Source organism: Sphingobacterium bovisgrunnientis (assembly GCF_009829085.1).
Classification (GTDB): domain Bacteria; phylum Bacteroidota; class Bacteroidia; order Sphingobacteriales; family Sphingobacteriaceae; genus Sphingobacterium; species Sphingobacterium bovisgrunnientis.
In genome coordinates this window covers 17,178-35,015 of the sequence record NZ_WUQY01000026.1, presented here as the reverse complement: position 1 = coordinate 35,015, position 17,838 = coordinate 17,178, and the positions used below count along the sequence as shown (strand labels likewise).

The window sequence follows — 17,838 nt, the reverse complement described above, 5'->3', positions numbered from 1 at the left end:
ATGAAATTTGGATTATTAAATTATGAAAATGGGGCTTCCGGTAAATTTAATGTAGGTGACCATATACAGAGTTTAGCAGCTAAGCAATTCTTACCAAAAATAGATGATATGATTTACAGAGATCGGTTAAACGAATATGATGGTAAAGATGAGATAAAAGTAATCATGAATGGATGGTATACTCACAAGCCTCTCAATTGGCCTCCAGCTGCTAGTATTAAGCCGTTGTTTGTTTCTTTTCATTTAAACTCGGCACATGCTCCTATTCTTTTAAGCAAAAAAGAAAATATCGATTATTTAAAAAAACATTCCCCTATTGGCTGTAGAGACTTTGGTACTGTTAAGTTTCTTGAAGATAAAGGAATTGATTGCTATTATAGTGCTTGTCTAACTACAACTTTAGGCTTGAAATATAAATCTGATGATAGAAATGATAAAATTTATATGGTTGATGTATTATATAAAGATGATTATAAGCAACTATATAAGGATTTTCCGATACGAATTTTAAGTCATCTTATTAAGGGGAAAATTTTTAAAATGTTTGATAGAGAGAAAAAAATTAAAAAAATTATCCCATCTGATATTTTGAATAAAGCCGAGTATTTAACTCATTCGTATTGGAATAAAGATTATAGCGAGTCAGAAAGGTTTGAAATAGCAGAAGATCTATTAAGAAAATTTTCTAAAGCAAAATTGGTCATAACTTCAAGAATCCATTGTGCTTTACCTTGCTTAGCGATGGGAACACCTGTTGTTTTTATTGGAGGAGGGGGCTTGACACATCCACATGAGATGTCTCGTTTAAAGGGTACAATTGAATTATTGAATGTAGTGTTAACGGATAAAGTGGAATTATCAAGAGAAATTTCAGATAATCTTCATGTCCTAGATCCCCAAAAAATAGATTGGGAAAATATAAAAAACCCAACTTTTAATGATGAATATACTAAAGAGCTTATAAATAAATGTAGAAATTTTATTCAATCTTAAATGGTTAAATTGAATTTAAAGTTGGTTTTATCAGTATTATTTTTTTTAATTCTATCTCTCTATTATAATAATATTGCAATAATAACAATTGCAATATTATTTAATTTAATTGGATTGATCTTTATTAAGGTATGCTTTAAAAAAAAATATGATAATTTTTCTGCTGAAATTTTTCAACTTTTTTTTCTCATCTATAGTTTATATGCATTTATAATTAATGAAGTTTATATTGATGATGGATATATAGATTATTTTATAGCAATAGATAGTGTAAAATTTTATTCAAATACACAAGAATTCCTTGCTTTTAATTCATATTTACATAGTATTGCAAGTGTAGGTGATAATTATCAATTAAATGAAGTTAGAGGGTATTATTATATTAGTATAACAGTTGGGTATTTAGCAAATTTTATACAAGCAAACACTTATTATATTCAATTAATGATTATTTCTTTTACAAGTTCGTTGGTTATAACATCTGTATATAATTTGTTAAATCTATACTTAGATAATAGGAAATCTTATTATTATGCAGTAATTTATGGGTTTTTAAGTTACATATTTGCTTATTCTGCTAATTTATTAAGAGATGTTCATATTAGTCTATTATTTGCAGTAGGATTTTATTATTTTCTAAAATATAAAACTCTTGGGAATCTTATTAGATTGTGTGTAATATTATATTTAATAAGTTTATTTAGACCAGAACATGCTGCTTTTTTCGGTGTAATTATTTTATTATATATTTTTGCTATCATTTTTAACGAAAATACAATAACTAACAAGAAAATGATATGGTCTGTTTTAGGGTTTATTCTTCTATTGATTGTTTTTGCTCGATTCAATGTTTTGTATATTTGGGAGCTATTGAACTCAACTTCCGAAAGATATTCTGAACTGAAGAATGAAGATGCTGCACCCGATGGTCTTGGTGCAACTTTACTTAATTTGCCAGGTGGTATCAAACATATTGCAAGCACTGCTTATTCCCAAATTTTACCATTTCCGATTACTTCAGGTGTGAGTACATCGCGCGGTATAATTAAAATTTTGGCATTTCCTATTATGCTTAGTGGTATTTTTTGGTTTACAATTTGGTATATTATTTTTTCCGGTATTAAGAAGATAAAATCATTTCCCGGTGACTATCAGTGTCTTTTGTTCATTTCTCTGGTGTTTTTAGTATTTGCATCTGCAGCATCTGGTGATTTTAGAAGGCTAATGGCTGTTTACCCTTTAGTTTATTTATTAGCTATAAGTATATATGTAGATGTCGGTAAATTACAAAAAATTAAAATTATAGTTGGTAGTCTTATTTTATATATAAGCTTACATTTGGTTTATATATTATTAAAATATTTATGATAAAAGTTGTACACATAATTCCGAATCTATCAACAGGAGGTGCTGAAAGGTTTGTAGTTGATTTAATCAATGAAGGTGTTTGTAATGATTGGGATTGTGAATTGATTTTATTTGAAAAGAATAATAATTTTTTTATAAACGAGCTTAATAAGAAAGTTAAAATTCATTTTTTAGAAAAAAAGCGAGGTTTTGACCTTGGTCTATTCTATAAATTATTTTTGCTAATAAAGAAGATAGATCCGAATATAGTGCAAAGTCATTTATCTGCTTTTAACTATATGGGTATGGCATTAATTTTCTGCTCATGTAAGTTTTTTCATACGATTCATAGTTTGCCATCAAAGGAATATAAAAGCACATTAGGTAAATATCTTCGATTAATATTTTTCAAATTCTTAAATAAATGCACGCCAATTAGTATTTCTCCTAAAGTTGATAAAGAAGCTCGTGGGTTATATGGTCAAAGTGTTAAAATGATTTTTAACGGACGCAGCGCTCCTGAGTCGACTTTAGAGTCAATTAAATTAGCAAAATATTTTGATAATTTAAGATCTCAAGGGTATAAAATATTTTTAAATATTGGAAGCCTAAAAGAAGCTAAGAATCATTTTAACTTAATTAATGCCGTTAAGGAATTAAATACATTAAAACACAATAAAATAAAGTTAATAATTCTCGGAGGGGAAAAAGGCAGTATTGAGTATAATCAGTTATATAGTTTAGTGGATAATAACATTGATTTATTGGGCAGTGTTAATAATCCACAAGATTACTTAGCCCAAACTGATTTTTTTATATTACCCTCATTGTGGGAAGGTATGCCTATCTCTTTAATCGAATCTTTCGCACTCGGTAAGGTTTCTTTAGGTACTAATGTCGGCGGTATTTCTTATATGATTAAAAATGGCGTAAATGGTTATCTTATTAATGGAACTAGTGTTATGGATATTAAAGCTGCTATAGAAAAAGCTTTAATTCTTGATCCAGATACTTTAAAAGTAATTTCGGTAAATGCCCGAAATGAGTATGATCAAAAATATAGTATTAATATCTGTTATAATGCTCATAATAAAATCTATCAAGATGTATAAGGCCCTTGTTTTTATATTTTGTTTTATATTTAATGTTGCTTTAGCACAACAAGCAAAGTGGTATTTGCCGTGGGACAATGAGGTTTCAAAATTAACTGTAGATAAGGTTGAAGGTATTCCAATTTTATTAAAAGGAGTTAATTACCGTATATTAAAAATATCTGGTGCAAATTCTAATAAAATTACTTTCAAATGTAGTTCAAGTAAAGTTAAAGTTTCATTTAATTATTTACCCTCCATCAAAAACTATAGTAAAAGAACAATTCTTGATGCAATATTGCCATTAGAAATGCAGGAATTATCTCAAGAAATGTATTTTCTAGTTAAATTTGAAGGAATTAGATCTGGTCACGAGAATGTGACGATTAGTATATCTAATACCGACATACATCTGAAGAAACAAGTTATAGTATCCAATTTAATACCGTCAATTGAATATGATATAAATGTATGGTCTTATTTTGATTACAATTCGGCTCTTGTCGGAAAAAGAAAGCAAGTTGAAAGTATGTTACAAACATATGGTTTTGATAATATTGTTATACCCCCATTTGCACTGCCAAAAATTAGTCAAGGGAATTTGAATTTTAGTAAGTTAGAATCTTACCTTCCACTTGGTAGTACTAAGTTTAAACGCTATTTTGTTTTTTTGAATCTAAATAAGAAAGGATTAAAATTTGATGAAAATTTTAAAATATCTTATAAAGAATGGGTGTATGGATTGAGGAAGGTATTTAAAAGTCGTTCAATACCTATTGAAAACATATATATATACTTAATTGACGAGCCTGATATTGAGGGGGTACAATTTATCAATAAAGTTATCTCCTTAGATAGTTCCTTAGCATTAAATTCGAATTTTTACAGTACTTTTGGTTCAAATACTAATCAAGTATATTCAATCAAAAATAACAAAACTTTTATTGCTCAAGTTGTTGCAAAAAAAATTAACTTAAAACCCACATTTACAAATAAGTCATATAATTATTGGAGCTATAATGTTGTTTCAAAAAGTAGGAATGTAAAACCTATTTATTTCATTTCACAAGCTTCAGAGGCTTTAAACTACAACTTACAAGGAATTGGCGTATGGAACTTTTGTGATATTAATAAAGCTTACAATTCACAAGACTTGACAAAAGCCTTAAATAGGGGGAGTTGGAAAATGCCCCCTACTTCTCCAATATATGATTATTCTTTAATATACTTTGATAAAAATAATATTTATCCAAGTATTAGACTAGTGGCGTTGGCATCATCACGTGATGATTATATCTTCCTTACTCAACTTAAACAAGTTGCTGGTAAGAGATCAATTAGAGACCTCGGTATTGATTTATATCATAATTATGGTGATTGGGAGAAAATGAAGTTTAATTTTTTAAAAAGTAAATAAATGAGGGGTAAAAAGAAGGTTTTAGTTTATGGGTATTTTGGGTTTGAGAATAATCAATTAGATGGACAAACTATTAAAACTAGATCTATCTTTGAATTATTGGAATTTTATTCGAGAGAACATCCAATTGTTGTGAATCTTTTTGATACTCAAAAATTCAAAAAGAGTAAATTAAATCTTGTTAAATCATTTCTTCAAGTTTCAAAATCTGATGTTTTATTTTATATTCCCGCGCATAATAATCTTAAATATTTATTTCCAATAATATATTTAATATGCAAAATTAGAGGTATTGATATTCATTATATTGTAGTTGGTGGGTGGTTAAGTGATTTTATAGAAAATTTACCAATACATCAATACATGTTGAAACGAGTTAAAGGCATCTATCCTCAAACTAAAGAATTGACAATTTTGTTAAAGGAAAAATATTGTTTTGACAATGTAGTTCAGTTACACAACTTCCGCTTTTCAGAAAAGAATAGGATTAATTTAAAAGATATTCAAACGCCAGTGAAATTAGTTTTTATGGCGCGAGTTCATCCCCAAAAGGGGGTAGATACTCTATTTAAATTAATAGATAAGTTAGAAACTAATGATGTTGATTATTTTTCTTTAGATATATATGGTCCTATATATAGTGATTATAATGATACATTCAATAGGCAAATTGAAAAATCTTCAGGGAGAATAAAGTATTGTGGATCAGTTGATCCTTCTAATATTCCTGACGTTTTATCAAATTATGATTTGTTATTATTCCCAACTGAATATTATACTGAAGGTTTTCCAGGAACTATATTAGATGCTTACCTAGCAAATGTACCTGTAGTAGTATCAAAGTGGAAATATGCATGTGAATTTGTTGAAGATGGTAAAACTGGTTTGATTGCTAACTTCGATGACTCAGAGGATTTCTTAGATAAAGTGATTATAATTTTAAAAAATCCAGAAGTGATTAATGATTTTAAAAATCATATAAGCAATTACGTAGATACATTTAGTCCTGAAAAGGCATGGCAAATATTAAAAAATAGAATTTAAGAATTATGAAGATTACAATAGTTGCAGGCGCTAGACCCAATTTCATGAAAATAGCACCGATAATTCATGAAATAATCGAAGCTAAGTCTCTTGGTGAGGAGATTGATTATCGATTGATACATACAGGTCAACATTATGATGATAAAATGTCTGGAAATTTTTTTAAACAACTAGATATACCAGAACCAAGTGTCAATCTAAATTCCGGAGGTGGAACTCAAGCCGAGCAAACGGCTTCAATTATGATTGGCTTCGAAAAGGAATTAGAGAGTAACCCTTGTGATCTTGTGCTTGTTGTAGGAGATGTAACTTCAACAATGGCTTGTGCAATCACGGCTCAAAAATTACATATTAAAGTAGCTCATGTGGAAGCGGGAATTAGGTCTGGTGACTGGTCCATGCCCGAAGAGATTAATCGCATGGTTACTGATAGTATATCAAATTATTTTTTTACAACATCCGAAGGGGCAAATGATAATTTATCTAAAAACGGAATAGCAGATGAAAGGATTTATTTTGTAGGTAATACAATGATAGATACTTTGTTAAAGCAAAAACCAAATTTCAAAAAGCCTTCAATCTGGAACGATTTGTCTTTGGTTGAACGTAAATACATCGTGATGACCTTGCATAGGCCAGCAAATGTTGACGAAGAATCTAAATTAAAGAACTTAATTGATGAAATAATCCTTAACTCTCAAGATTTTCCATTAATTTTCCCTGTACACCCTAGGACAGCTAAAATATTGTCAAACTTAGGGGTATCCCATCCAAGATTGCATTTGATTGAACCATTGGGGTATTTAGAATTTAATTACTTGGTTGAGAAGTCATTTGCAGTGATCACTGATTCAGGAGGTATTACAGAAGAAACCTCAGTTATGAATATTCCATGTATGACCTTAAGAGATAATACCGAAAGGCCAGAAACAATTTCATTAGGAACTAATGAGTTGCTAGGTACAAATCCTCAGGCTTTAAAACCAGCTTTTAAGATGCTTTTTGACGGTAAATGGAAAAAAGGGAAATCAATACCATTATGGGATGGAAATGCCGCAAAACGTATTGTGTCATCTCTGTTAAGTTTAGGGAATAAAAATTAAAATATTTAATCTACAATAACTTGTTGTTCTTGTGTTTTAGACATTTGGGTACAAATAATAATTATGAGAATAGTATACTTTTATCAATATTTTTCCTCTCCCAAGGGAGCATGGGGTACACGTGTATATGAATTTGCAAAAGAATGGGTTGATGAAGGACATGAGGTCACTGTCGTATCCAGTATTTACAGCAAGTCGGATTTGAAGGCAAAAAAACTTATAGAAGACCAAGTTTTTGATGGAATAAAAGTTAAAGTGTTAAATGTAAATATTGATAATAAACAATCATTTATTCGTCGAATATGGTCATTTGTACAATATAGTCTACTTTCCTCATATTATGCATTAACACTCCCTGCTGACATTGTGATCGCATCTTCAGGCCCTATTACCGTTGGGCTACCTGGACTAATAGCGAAATATATAAGGGGCAGGAAATTGGTTTTTGAAACAAGAGATTTATGGCCTGAAGGTGCTATTGATTTAGGAATTATTAAAAATAAAATAGTTCAAAAATTTGCATATTGGTTTGAAAAGGTGTGCTACGATGCTTCTTCCTATATTATAACTTTATCTCCTGGAATGACATCAAATATTAAATCAAGGTTCGATATTAATAATATTATAGATGTAACAAATGCAGCTAATATTGACTTATTTTCCAAGAAGCTTGATTTGCCTAAATCAAATTTAATAAGTAAAACGTACGCTATCTATACTGGTAATATAGGAATGGTAAATAATTCATATTGGTTGTTTGAAGCTGCAAAAGAATTACAGAAACTTGGAAGGGACGATATTAAGATTGTATTGATTGGGGAGGGACAACAGAGAGAAGAGTTAGAGCAAAAAGCAATGAGAGAAGGGGTAACTAATTTTATTAGAATGGGGTTAATGCCTAAAGATCAGTTGGTTTCTTATGTGCAGCACGCTTTTGTTTCTTTGGTACCTTTAAAAGGAACACCAATCTTGGACACATCTTCTCCAAATAAATTTTTTGAATCATTAGCAGCAGGGGTCCCAATTATACAAACAACTAATGGATGGATGAAAGAATTTCTAAATCAACATAGAGTGGGGTTTACCGTGGATCCAAATAACCCAAAGTTGCTAGCTCTGAAATTAATCGAATTAAAAGACAATTCAGAGAATACGGCGGAAATTGGAAATAATGCTTTAATAGTAGCTAAAAGATATTTCGATAAAAAATATTTGGCTTCTAAGATGTTGGATGCATTAAAACTCGTTCACAATGATAAAAATTAGTGGGTCTTCAGGTTTTATTGGTGAAAATTTAATTAAAATAATAGAAAATTCTGAAGGAGTATCCTTACGTTCGGAAGATTGGAGATTTCAACTTTCAACAGCGAAGGTCATTATAAATCTTGTAGGAAAAGCACATGATCATAAAGGTACAGCTATCGAAAGCGATTATTATTATGCAAATTTCGATTTATTAAAGGAGATTTATAACGAATTTATTAAGTCGTCAGCCTCTTTATTAATCCATATAAGTTCATTAGCCGCTGTTGAAGAATTCGAATCAAATGATTATTTAGATGAGATGGCTTCATGTAATCCAAAATCTTTTTATGGAAAATCAAAAAGAGAAGCTGAGAAATGGCTTTTAGATCAATCAATTCCAAGAAGTAAAAAAATAATTATTCTAAGACCACCAATGATACATGGGCCTGGGGACAAAGGTAATCTGGGCTTATTGTATAAGTTGATTTCAAAGGGTATTCCCTATCCATTGGCTTCATTTAACAATAGGCGCTCTTTTATATCTATTGATAATTTTAATTTTTTAGTTAAAGAAATCATAGCAAAGCAGAATTCACTAGAATCGGGAATTTATCATGTCGCAGATGATGAGCCAGTATCTACAAAGGAAATTATTTCAATAATAAAATCCGTTACAAATAAAAATGTACCAGATATTGCTTTGCCTAAATTGTTTATAAATGCGGTTGCTAAAGTTGGTGATATCTTGTCCATTCCTTTAAACACCAAGAGATTAAAAAAAATGACATCTAATTTGTTGGTTTCTAATACTAAAGTTAAAAATGCTCTTGGGATTGAAAAACTTCCTTTATCAGCTAAAGAAGGTTTAGAAATTACTATAAAATCGTTTAATCAAGCTAAATAATTAATGATTTATTTAATCGTTTTTGTAACACTATTTATTTTGGAGTTAGTATACTTCAATATTGCAGATCGCTATAATATTATTGACAAACCCAATGAGCGTTCTTCACATACTCAAATTACATTACGTGGGGGAGGTATCATATTTTACTTGGCCGCATTGATATATTTTATTTGGTCAGGCTTTCAATATCCTTGGTTTTTTCTTGGGTTGACTATGATGACTATAGTTTCTTTTGTAGATGATATTTTGACCTTATCCAATAAGCTAAGATTACTCGTACATTTTTCCGCTGTATTATTAATCGCGTATGAACTGCAAATTTTTTCATTACCTTGGTATTATTTGATTATATCGTTTGTAATCATCGTTGGCGTAATCAATGCCTATAATTTCATGGATGGAATTAATGGAATTACGGCTTGTTATAGTTTAGCCGTAGGGGGACTGTTAGCAATTGTAAATAATGAACTGAAATTCATTGACCAAGACTTATTGCTGTTTACTTTGTTGGGAGTAGTTGTATTTGCTTTTTTCAACTTTCGAACTAAGGCTAAAAGTTTTGCTGGTGATGTAGGGTCAGTAGCAATCGCCTTTATTTTACTGTTCGCTATGGGTAAACTTATTCTGGAAACAGGTAATTTTATTTACATATTATTTTTAGCTGTATATGGTATTGATGCAGTGTGGACGATAGTAAGACGTTTATATCTCAAAGAGAATATTTTTGAAGCGCATCGATCACATTTATATCAATTTCTAGGAAATGAGGCTGCGGTTAATAAATTGCTAATTTCATTTTTATATGGCGTGGTACAATTTATGATAGGATTTGTAACAATCTGTATTACAGACAAGAATTTCCAATATCAATTGTTATTTGCAATAACTACGCTAACTGCATTAAGTGTTTTGTATTTAGGGTTTAAGACTTATATAATCAATAAATATGTTAAAGCATAATAATAGACGGAATGCCGTTAAAACGATAAAAGGTGGGGTCGCAAAAGATGCAAGAGGTCAAATTCGTTTTGTTAACGATTTTGACATGAGTTTAGTAAAAAGATTTTATATTATTAAAAATGGTGATACAGAACTTATAAGAGGATGGCGTGCGCATCGTATAGAACAACGTTGGTTTTATGTATTGTCTGGTAGTTTCCAGGTTAATATTGTTAAGATTGATAATTGGGAAAATCCTTCTGCTAATTTGGCCATAGAGACATTAATACTATCAACGGAAAATTTAGAGGTATTACATTTACCCAAAGGATACGGTACTGCTTTAAGAGCTTTAGAGGATAATTCTGAGCTACTTGTTTTTGCAGATCATGGAATTGAACATGCTCCCTTAGATGATTATACATGGTCTACCAATTATTTTGTTGGAATAGGAAATAATACGATTGATCTCTAGGTTTAGGTATATTTTAATTAGTTGCTAGTAGATACTACAAAAATGATTATTTTTGCCAAATTGCAATTCATTATTTGCATCATATAATTTCAATTATGAAAAGATACATCCTATATATTATTTTAATAGTTAGCTTGACTATTTTGTCATGTGCTTCTCGAAAAGACCTTGTGTATTTTCAGCAGTATGACAGCATTGCATTAGTTTCCAATTATGAGAATAATGCCCCTAAATTACAATCTGGCGACATTTTGGCAATATCTGTTACAGCGGATGATGTAAGAGCTACCGCTCCCTTTAATCCTATATCCTCCTATGCTGGTAATTCAGGTTCATTGCAAACTGCGAACCCTTTTATACCAACTTATGCCATTGATAATAATGGCTTTATTGATTTTCCAAAACTGGGTAAAATTAAATTGGCTGGTAAAACAAGAACAGAAGCGATTGATTACTTGCGTACAGAAGTAAGTAAGTATATAGTAAGTCCTGGTATAAGCATGGAGATACGTAATTTTAGAGTTACGGTGTTGGGTGAGGTCAAAAACCCTGGGACATATCCGATTAATAACGACCGTATTACATTGCTTGAGGCTATCGGATTAGCTGGAGATTTAACAATTAATGGGGTTCGAAAAAATGTTCTAGTTGTGCGTGAACAAAATGGTATTAAGAATGAGTATCGAGTAGATTTGACTTCGAGAGATGCACTTAATTCTCCAGTTTATTATTTAGCTCAAAACGATGTTATTTATGTCGAGCCTAATGGTGCTCGTGTGCAATCTTCCAAATATACGCAAAATACCTCTATATTTGTTTCAGTTTCAAGTGTGATTATTGGTTTAATAGCTATTTTTGTACGTAATTAGATATTTTTTAAATGAGTAATGAATCTCCTCAACCAATTCAAGAAGAATCGGATTTAAATTTAAGACAACTATTTGAACAATATGCCTATTTTTGGAAATGGTTTTTATTTTCAATTATAATTTGTCTTTTCTTGTCCATGTTATATCTACGCTATGCGGAGAAAATATACAAAGTAGAAGCAAAAGTTTTGTTACAAGACGAAAAGCAAGCTTCAGGTGATTTAGCCGGCCTATCTGAGCTTGCATCCATGGCCAGTGGAGGAAGTCAGACTTCAGCTTTTGTTTCTGACCAAATTGATGTGATTAAGTCGCGTAGAATTTTACGAAAAGTGATTGTGTCTAATAAACTTAATATAAGCTATACTTCCAGGGGCAATGTTAAAAAATCAGAATTATTAGAAAAAGACTCTCCAGTAAAAATTGTTTTACTAGATCCTAATAATTCAAACATTGATAGTATATCTTACGAAGTAAAAGTGTCGTTGAGTGATGGCAAAGTTAAGCTAACCGATGACAAACAGGTGATCGATAACTATACTTTTGGAAAGAAGTTTGTGACACCAATTGGAGCTGTGATGCTGGTACCGAATTCCTCAATGAAACTAGAGAGTACCTTGATTGTTCAGGTCTCTCCGATAGAGAAAGTAATTGACAATTTGTTAACAGGTATTCAAGTTACTCCTAATAAGGAAAAGCAATCTTTTATAGTTAATTTCTCGATGAATCACCCTAATCGGGAAAAAGCAAGATTAATTTTGAATTCATTAGTTCAGCAGTATGACGCAGATGCAGCTGAGGATAAAATTAAAGTTTCTAAGACTACTTCTGATTTTATTAATAATCGATTAGTTCTAATTACAAGAGATTTATCATCGTCAGATTCAAGAGTAGCTGACTACAAAGATAGAAACAACTTAGTCGATATGAGTTCAGAAGTACAGATGTATATGCAGAATGCAACTGAAAATGAACGCAAGTTGATTGAATATCAAACTCAGTTGAGACTCGCTGATATGATGCGTGAAACTGTAACTGATGAGGGAGGTCTTTTGCCGTCTAACATTGGTCTTAATGATCCATCAATTGAAACTACGGTTAAGTCATATAATGAATTAGTATTGGAACGTGAGGATTTATTGAAATCTGCTACTCCAGATAACCCTATCGTTCAAAATTTAGATAAAAATATACGCGATATTAAAGCAAATTTGAATACTTCATTAAGTAATTATAGAAATGTTCTTTCAACTAATGTTAATGTTATTCAAGCGCAGTCCAGTAAATACTCTGGTAAACTAGGACAGCTTCCAAATCAAGAAAGAGATTATAAGGATATTTCAAGACAACAGCAAATTTTTGAAGCGCTATATTTATTCTTATTACAAAAGCGTGAAGAGACTGAAATTAAAGCTGCTGCAACCCCAGCAAATCTTAAAATTATTGATGAAGCTTATGGATCTAACATTCCTGTAGCACCTAAAAAATCAATAATCCTATTAGGAGCCATGATTTTAGGTTTCATTATTCCATTTGCTATCCTTTACATAAAATTTTTATTAGACAATAAAGTACAGTCACGTAGAGACATCGAGGCCGAGTTTCCTGCCCCTATTCTTGGGGAAATACCAACATCCGAATATCCGATTATTAAAGAAAATGATCGTTCTTCTTTAGCGGAGGCAATTCGTATTCTCCGCACCAACATTTCTTTCATGTTAACTAAGAAGAAAGGGGAGAGTGCGGTTATTTATGTGACTTCCACTACCTCAGGTGAAGGTAAATCTTTTATAGCTACCAATCTTTCTAAAATTCTAGCGATGTCTGGAAAGAAAGTATTACTTCTTGGAGCGGATATTAGGTCGCCTAAAGTGTTGGATTATTTAGGTTTATCTCATTTGCAACATACAAATATTGGTATTACGCAATATTTGATAAATCCTGATATGCCGATTGACCAAATCATCATTCGCAAGCCAGCTCCTTATGATTTTGATATCATATATTCGGGATATATTGCTCCTAATCCAGCTGAACTTTTAATGAATGGTCATTTTACAGATATTGTAGAGTATGGTCGTGAAAATTACGATTTTGTGATTGTTGATACTGCTCCAGTGAGTTTAGTAACAGATACCATTCTTATAGCTGAACATGCCGATTTAACAATTTATGTGGCACGTGCCAATTACCTTGACAAACGTTTACTAAATGTACCAAAAGAATTGTTTTATCAACGTAAGTTAAAAAATATGGCTGTGGTAATTAACGATGTTGATTTTAAACGTGGTTATGGCTATGGTTATGGTTACGGGTATGGTTATGGAGACAATTTAAAACAGAAAAGCTTCTGGAGCAGATTTATTTCTGGATTTAAAAGTAGCTAACAAATTATTTTTTTTTTAATGATATATTCGCGGGCCTTAGTATTAAAACTCTAAGGCCCTTTTTACGGTAAACCGTGTGCTTACTTTTCAACTGTCTTATTTTTCAACTGTTTTTGAGGGTACGGGACTGCTGCTACTTTTTATACGAGTATGTAAAATATCCTTTAATTCAGTTGCTATATTCTGAACTTCTTTTACTGCAATTAGGTTATTCTTTTCGCCAATATCATCTATTAAATAGTAAAGTTCATAGCTATCTTGACGCCAATTGTATATAAGTTTGAAGAAGCCTTTCCTTACCGCTGATTTATAGTTAAAACCATCGCCATCATTCTGGGTCCATTTATTTGGTATATGAAAGATCAATGGTCTACTATCCGTATCATTCTTAGTTTTTCCATCTAAATACCCCATAGCAGACCTACCATCGATTTTTTGCGGTAAGGCACTATATCGCGCTTTACTCATATCTAAAATAGTAGGAAATATATCCTCAATAATAACAGGTGTATCAACTCTTTTTCCCTTTGCATTTCCTTTGATTCCTTTTATGATCAGCGGTACTCTAATTCCACCTTCATATATGGAACCCTTTCCAGAGCGTAACGGCGCATTATGCGTATGTGGTTCTCCATCTCGTGGTGGAGTAAGGCTTAATCCTCCATTATCGCTAATGAATATGATGTGCGTGTTATCAATAATGGCATGTTTTTCTAAGTATGCTAAAATATCACCCAAGCTTTTATCCATTCCTTCAATCATAGAGGCATACTTGGCTTCATCCTTACTCAAGCCCTGGGCTAGGTATTTTTCATAATACCTATTGTCTGCCATCAACGGGTCGTGAAGGGCATAATGACCTAAATTTAAAAAGAAGGGCAGCTTATTTTTGACGGGATAGTCCAGCGCTTTTAAAGCTTCCAAAGTCAGTGCCTCTGTCAAATAAATGTCTTTACCAAAATATTCCTGCATATTTTCAACCCCATGGTAGTCTGCCGTATTTCTTCCAAAATTCTCTTTACCCAAAAAGCTGGCAGGTCTACCCGTGGATGAGCCAGCAATATTGACGATAAATCCTAAAGAATACGGATTGGATCCTGGAGTTCCAGATGAGGCCCAGTGTGCTTTTCCAGCATGAATGGTGAAATAGCCGTTGTCTTTTAGAATTTGAGATATGGGGGTTGCATAAGCCGTATGGGGGATACCTGCAACTGGGCTAAGTCCATTGTGATTCCATTTGGGTTCAGCAAATTGCTTGTCTTTTTGGCCCGTAGGAGCATCTTTGAAAGGTGATGTCCAGTTGGTTACTTGATGCTGAAGGACATTCATCCCTGTTATTAAACTTATGCGCGATGGCTTACAGACTGGCGTACTATAGGCGTTTGTAAAGGCAACACCCATTTTAGCCAATTTCTCCATATTTGGGGTGCTATAGATTTTATTATATGCACTTAGCGCCGAATCAAATGGATATGAGGTGTCCTGCCAGCCCATATCATCTACCATAAATACAATAATATTAGGTTTCTTCTGCGCTTGAAGCATACTTATGTTTGCAAGCAGGATTATTATAAAGGCAAATTTTAGTCTTCTTTTCATCTTATTTATTACTGTATAGTGAGAAATTAATGATTTTAGGTGTGGCCCTACTTGAAGTTACCCTCACACGCCAATTATTTGCAATAATAGGCATTTCTAATTTTTTAATGTACTTATGTCCTACAGCCGTTCCTGAATCTATTATCTTCCATGATTTACCATCTTGACCTCTACCGCAAATTCCATAATTCTGTGGCCATAAGCTATATTTTCTTGTAGCATGATATATGTGACAGGTATTTTTTTTCGTTTTTAATTACGGCAATAAGTCCATCCGAATTCACTTTTGCGATAGGATTATCAAATAAGCGATTTATTTCTTTCCCAAATTCCTCTAATCTTTTAAAATCTCCAGCAGGGATTAGTCCCGATGTATCGGGCGTTATACCTAAAATAAGAGTAGAATTTCGACCTACAGATTTCAGATACATAATTTCAGTGGATATAAAAATATCCACCGAATTATAAAGCTTGAAAGTAAGTATTTAGTAGATGAAATGAGTAAATAGAATAAGCGGGCTTAACCCTTATTTTATTTAAATAAGTCAATTATAGTTTTTAGAGGTAAAAACATACGCTTTGTTGATTTTATAGGTACAAATCCAAGCTTAGAATAGAGTTTTTTTGCTGATTCATTATCAGGATTGACTATACCAGCATGGTTACCAACTAGCGCACTGATTTAAACAATACCAGACAAATGTTTACAAACAATTAGAAAATGTCAACTTACGGATAACTTAATATTAGTCAATTTTGTAAAAGTAATTTATCAAAAATCGAAATTTGAAAAAAATTTGCAAATTTTAATTTTCGGTGTATATTTGTTATATAATACAAACATAAACAATAGGTATGTTAATAGAATTCAGCATTGAGAATTTCCTCTCATTTAAAGATTTAACGACACTGTCAATGGTAGTCGCAAAGTCTTTTAAGGAGCACCAAAACACACATATTATCGGGACCCAAGACAATATCAATCTCTTAAAATCTGCTGTAATTTACGGAAACAACGCAAGCGGAAAAAGTAATCTTCTTGAAGCTATGGGTTTCATGAAGCAAACTGTTTTAAACTCATTCCGAGATGCGCTGATGGAAAATAATGAAAGAAAATTCCCATTAGAGAAATTTGCTCTAAATGCAAATTCGGAGAAAGAATCCAGCTTCTTTGAAATATCTTTTATACAAAAAGAAACTAAATATCGCTATGGATTTGAAATAGACTACGACAAAATTGTAGCTGAATGGCTTTTTCATACTACTAGTAAAGAGGTATATCTTTTCAAAAGAGACTACCAAAAAATTGAAGTAAATAAATCAGCTTTTCAGGAAGGCCTGGGAAAGGAAGAAGATTTAAAAGAGAATGTTTTGTTTTTATCTCTTTTGGCAACCTTAGGTAAAGAGACTTCTTCAAATATTGTTGACTGGTTTAAGAAATTCAATTTCGTTAATGGAATTCATGACCGAGGACACAAAAGATACACTATTGATAAATTAAAATCAGATAAACAGTTCTTCAACTGGGTTTTGCATTTCGTGAAATACCTAGAGATAGCTAACCTTTCAACAACAGAAGAAGATGTGAACGAAATAGATCTTGAAACTTTAAGAGAAAAGGAGAAAGACGAAGAAGTAATTAATCTTCTTACAAGTATTCAAAAAATAAAGTCAAAACAACCTAGAAGAGACCAACTAATTACATTTCACAGAAAATATGACGAGAATAATATTTTAGTTGGTACTGTTCCGTTTAATTTTGATAAACAGGAGTCTGAAGGCACTAAAAAACTATTATATCTGCTTGGCCCTTGGTATGACTCATTGCAAAATGGAAAAGTATTAATCATTGACGAAATTGACTCAAGGATCCATACCCATTTAACGTTACGACTAGTAGATTTCTTTCATAAGTTTAACAAGAGCAATGCCCAGCTCATATGTGCAGTTCATGATATTTCTTTACTTAACAAAGAAACATTTAGAAGAGACCAAATTTGGTTTGTCGAAAAAAATCAGTTTGGATCATCCGAATTGTTTTCATTAGCTGATTTTAAAACTGATAAAGTCAGAAATAAGTCTGCCTTTGATAAGAATTATTTAGAAGGTAAATATGGTGCAATTCCTAATTTTGATATTGATGAAAAATTAGACGAATTACTCTATAGCAAAAGGCAAGCAGAGTAAGTTTAAAGAAAGGGATATTGCTTCCTACAAAAGAGAAGTTCATACCACTGCCACTAGGAAGGACGAAAGGAACCATTGATTGTACTAAGTTTTCGGGATTTTGACCGAAATCAAGGACAAAGTTTTGAAGAATGGGAACACGACAAATTACTCGGTTTAGCGGTCAGTAAACTAAGAGAGATATGCCAATTGACAGTTGGACAAGCCACGTCCCAAAAGATTATTAAACCATATACCA

At 31.7% G+C, this 17,838-nt stretch carries 15 protein-coding genes; 13 read left to right on the top strand and 2 right to left on the bottom strand.

The window, feature by feature from the left end:
- The 12 genes from GOQ16_RS12500 (at position 1) to GOQ16_RS12445 (ending at position 13,814) form a co-directional block, all read left to right on the top strand.
- Complete coding sequence (locus GOQ16_RS12500; protein ID WP_160069587.1) at positions 1–993, top strand: polysaccharide pyruvyl transferase family protein; 993 nt, start codon at positions 1–3, stop codon at positions 991–993.
- Positions 994–2,361: a hypothetical protein gene (locus tag GOQ16_RS12495; protein ID WP_160069586.1), complete on the top strand. Its 1,368-nt coding sequence runs from the start codon at positions 994–996 to the stop codon at positions 2,359–2,361. It abuts the gene before it with no gap.
- Positions 2,358–3,452: a glycosyltransferase gene (locus GOQ16_RS12490; RefSeq protein ID WP_160069585.1), complete on the top strand. Its 1,095-nt coding sequence runs from the start codon at positions 2,358–2,360 to the stop codon at positions 3,450–3,452. The genes GOQ16_RS12495 and GOQ16_RS12490 overlap by 4 nt, the downstream gene beginning before the upstream one ends.
- Positions 3,445–4,848, top strand: a complete 1,404-nt coding sequence (locus GOQ16_RS12485; protein ID WP_160069584.1) for a hypothetical protein — start codon at positions 3,445–3,447, stop codon at positions 4,846–4,848. Before GOQ16_RS12490 ends, GOQ16_RS12485 begins: the two co-directional genes overlap by 8 nt.
- Positions 4,849–5,892 carry a glycosyltransferase family 4 protein gene (locus GOQ16_RS12480; protein ID WP_160069583.1) on the top strand — a complete coding sequence of 348 codons (1,044 nt, stop codon included), beginning with the start codon at positions 4,849–4,851 and terminating at the stop codon, positions 5,890–5,892.
- 5 nt (positions 5,893–5,897) lie between these two features.
- Positions 5,898–6,995 (top strand): non-hydrolyzing UDP-N-acetylglucosamine 2-epimerase, encoded by a 1,098-nt coding sequence (gene wecB / locus GOQ16_RS12475; protein WP_160069582.1) that lies wholly within the window; start codon positions 5,898–5,900, stop codon positions 6,993–6,995.
- Positions 6,996–7,058: 63 nt separating this feature from the next.
- Positions 7,059–8,261 (top strand): glycosyltransferase family 4 protein, encoded by a 1,203-nt coding sequence (locus GOQ16_RS12470; RefSeq protein ID WP_160069581.1) that lies wholly within the window; start codon positions 7,059–7,061, stop codon positions 8,259–8,261.
- Positions 8,248–9,144, top strand: a complete 897-nt coding sequence (locus GOQ16_RS12465) for an NAD-dependent epimerase/dehydratase family protein (protein WP_160069580.1) — start codon at positions 8,248–8,250, stop codon at positions 9,142–9,144. The genes GOQ16_RS12470 and GOQ16_RS12465 overlap by 14 nt, the downstream gene beginning before the upstream one ends.
- Positions 9,145–9,147: 3 nt before the next feature.
- Positions 9,148–10,107, top strand: coding sequence for an MraY family glycosyltransferase (locus tag GOQ16_RS12460; protein WP_160069579.1), 960 nt, complete (start codon positions 9,148–9,150; stop codon positions 10,105–10,107).
- Positions 10,094–10,561: a WxcM-like domain-containing protein gene (locus tag GOQ16_RS12455; RefSeq protein WP_160069578.1), complete on the top strand. Its 468-nt coding sequence runs from the start codon at positions 10,094–10,096 to the stop codon at positions 10,559–10,561. Before GOQ16_RS12460 ends, GOQ16_RS12455 begins: the two co-directional genes overlap by 14 nt.
- Positions 10,562–10,656: 95 nt before the next feature.
- Positions 10,657–11,430 (top strand): polysaccharide biosynthesis/export family protein, encoded by a 774-nt coding sequence (locus tag GOQ16_RS12450; RefSeq protein WP_192922529.1) that lies wholly within the window; start codon positions 10,657–10,659, stop codon positions 11,428–11,430.
- An 11-nt stretch (positions 11,431–11,441) separates the two neighbouring features.
- Positions 11,442–13,814: a GumC family protein gene (locus GOQ16_RS12445; RefSeq protein ID WP_160069577.1), complete on the top strand. Its 2,373-nt coding sequence runs from the start codon at positions 11,442–11,444 to the stop codon at positions 13,812–13,814.
- Positions 13,815–13,910: 96 nt separating this feature from the next.
- Here the strand turns inward: GOQ16_RS12445 and GOQ16_RS12440 are convergent, their stop codons facing one another.
- Both GOQ16_RS12440 and GOQ16_RS17670 read right to left on the bottom strand, forming a co-directional pair.
- Positions 13,911–15,413: a sulfatase-like hydrolase/transferase gene (locus tag GOQ16_RS12440; protein ID WP_160069576.1), complete on the bottom strand. Its 1,503-nt coding sequence runs from the start codon at positions 15,411–15,413 to the stop codon at positions 13,911–13,913.
- Between the two features lie 203 nt (positions 15,414–15,616).
- Entirely contained in the window at positions 15,617–15,844 is a 228-nt protein-coding gene (locus GOQ16_RS17670; protein WP_204987481.1) for a hypothetical protein, read from the bottom strand.
- Between the two features lie 424 nt (positions 15,845–16,268).
- On the opposite strand from GOQ16_RS17670, the gene GOQ16_RS12430 reads away from it, so the two are divergent.
- The gene (locus GOQ16_RS12430) at positions 16,269–17,600 is read left to right on the top strand and encodes an AAA family ATPase (RefSeq protein ID WP_160069575.1); all 1,332 of its coding nucleotides are present in this window, start codon (positions 16,269–16,271) and stop codon (positions 17,598–17,600) included.
- The last annotated feature ends 238 nt before the right edge of the window (positions 17,601–17,838 follow it).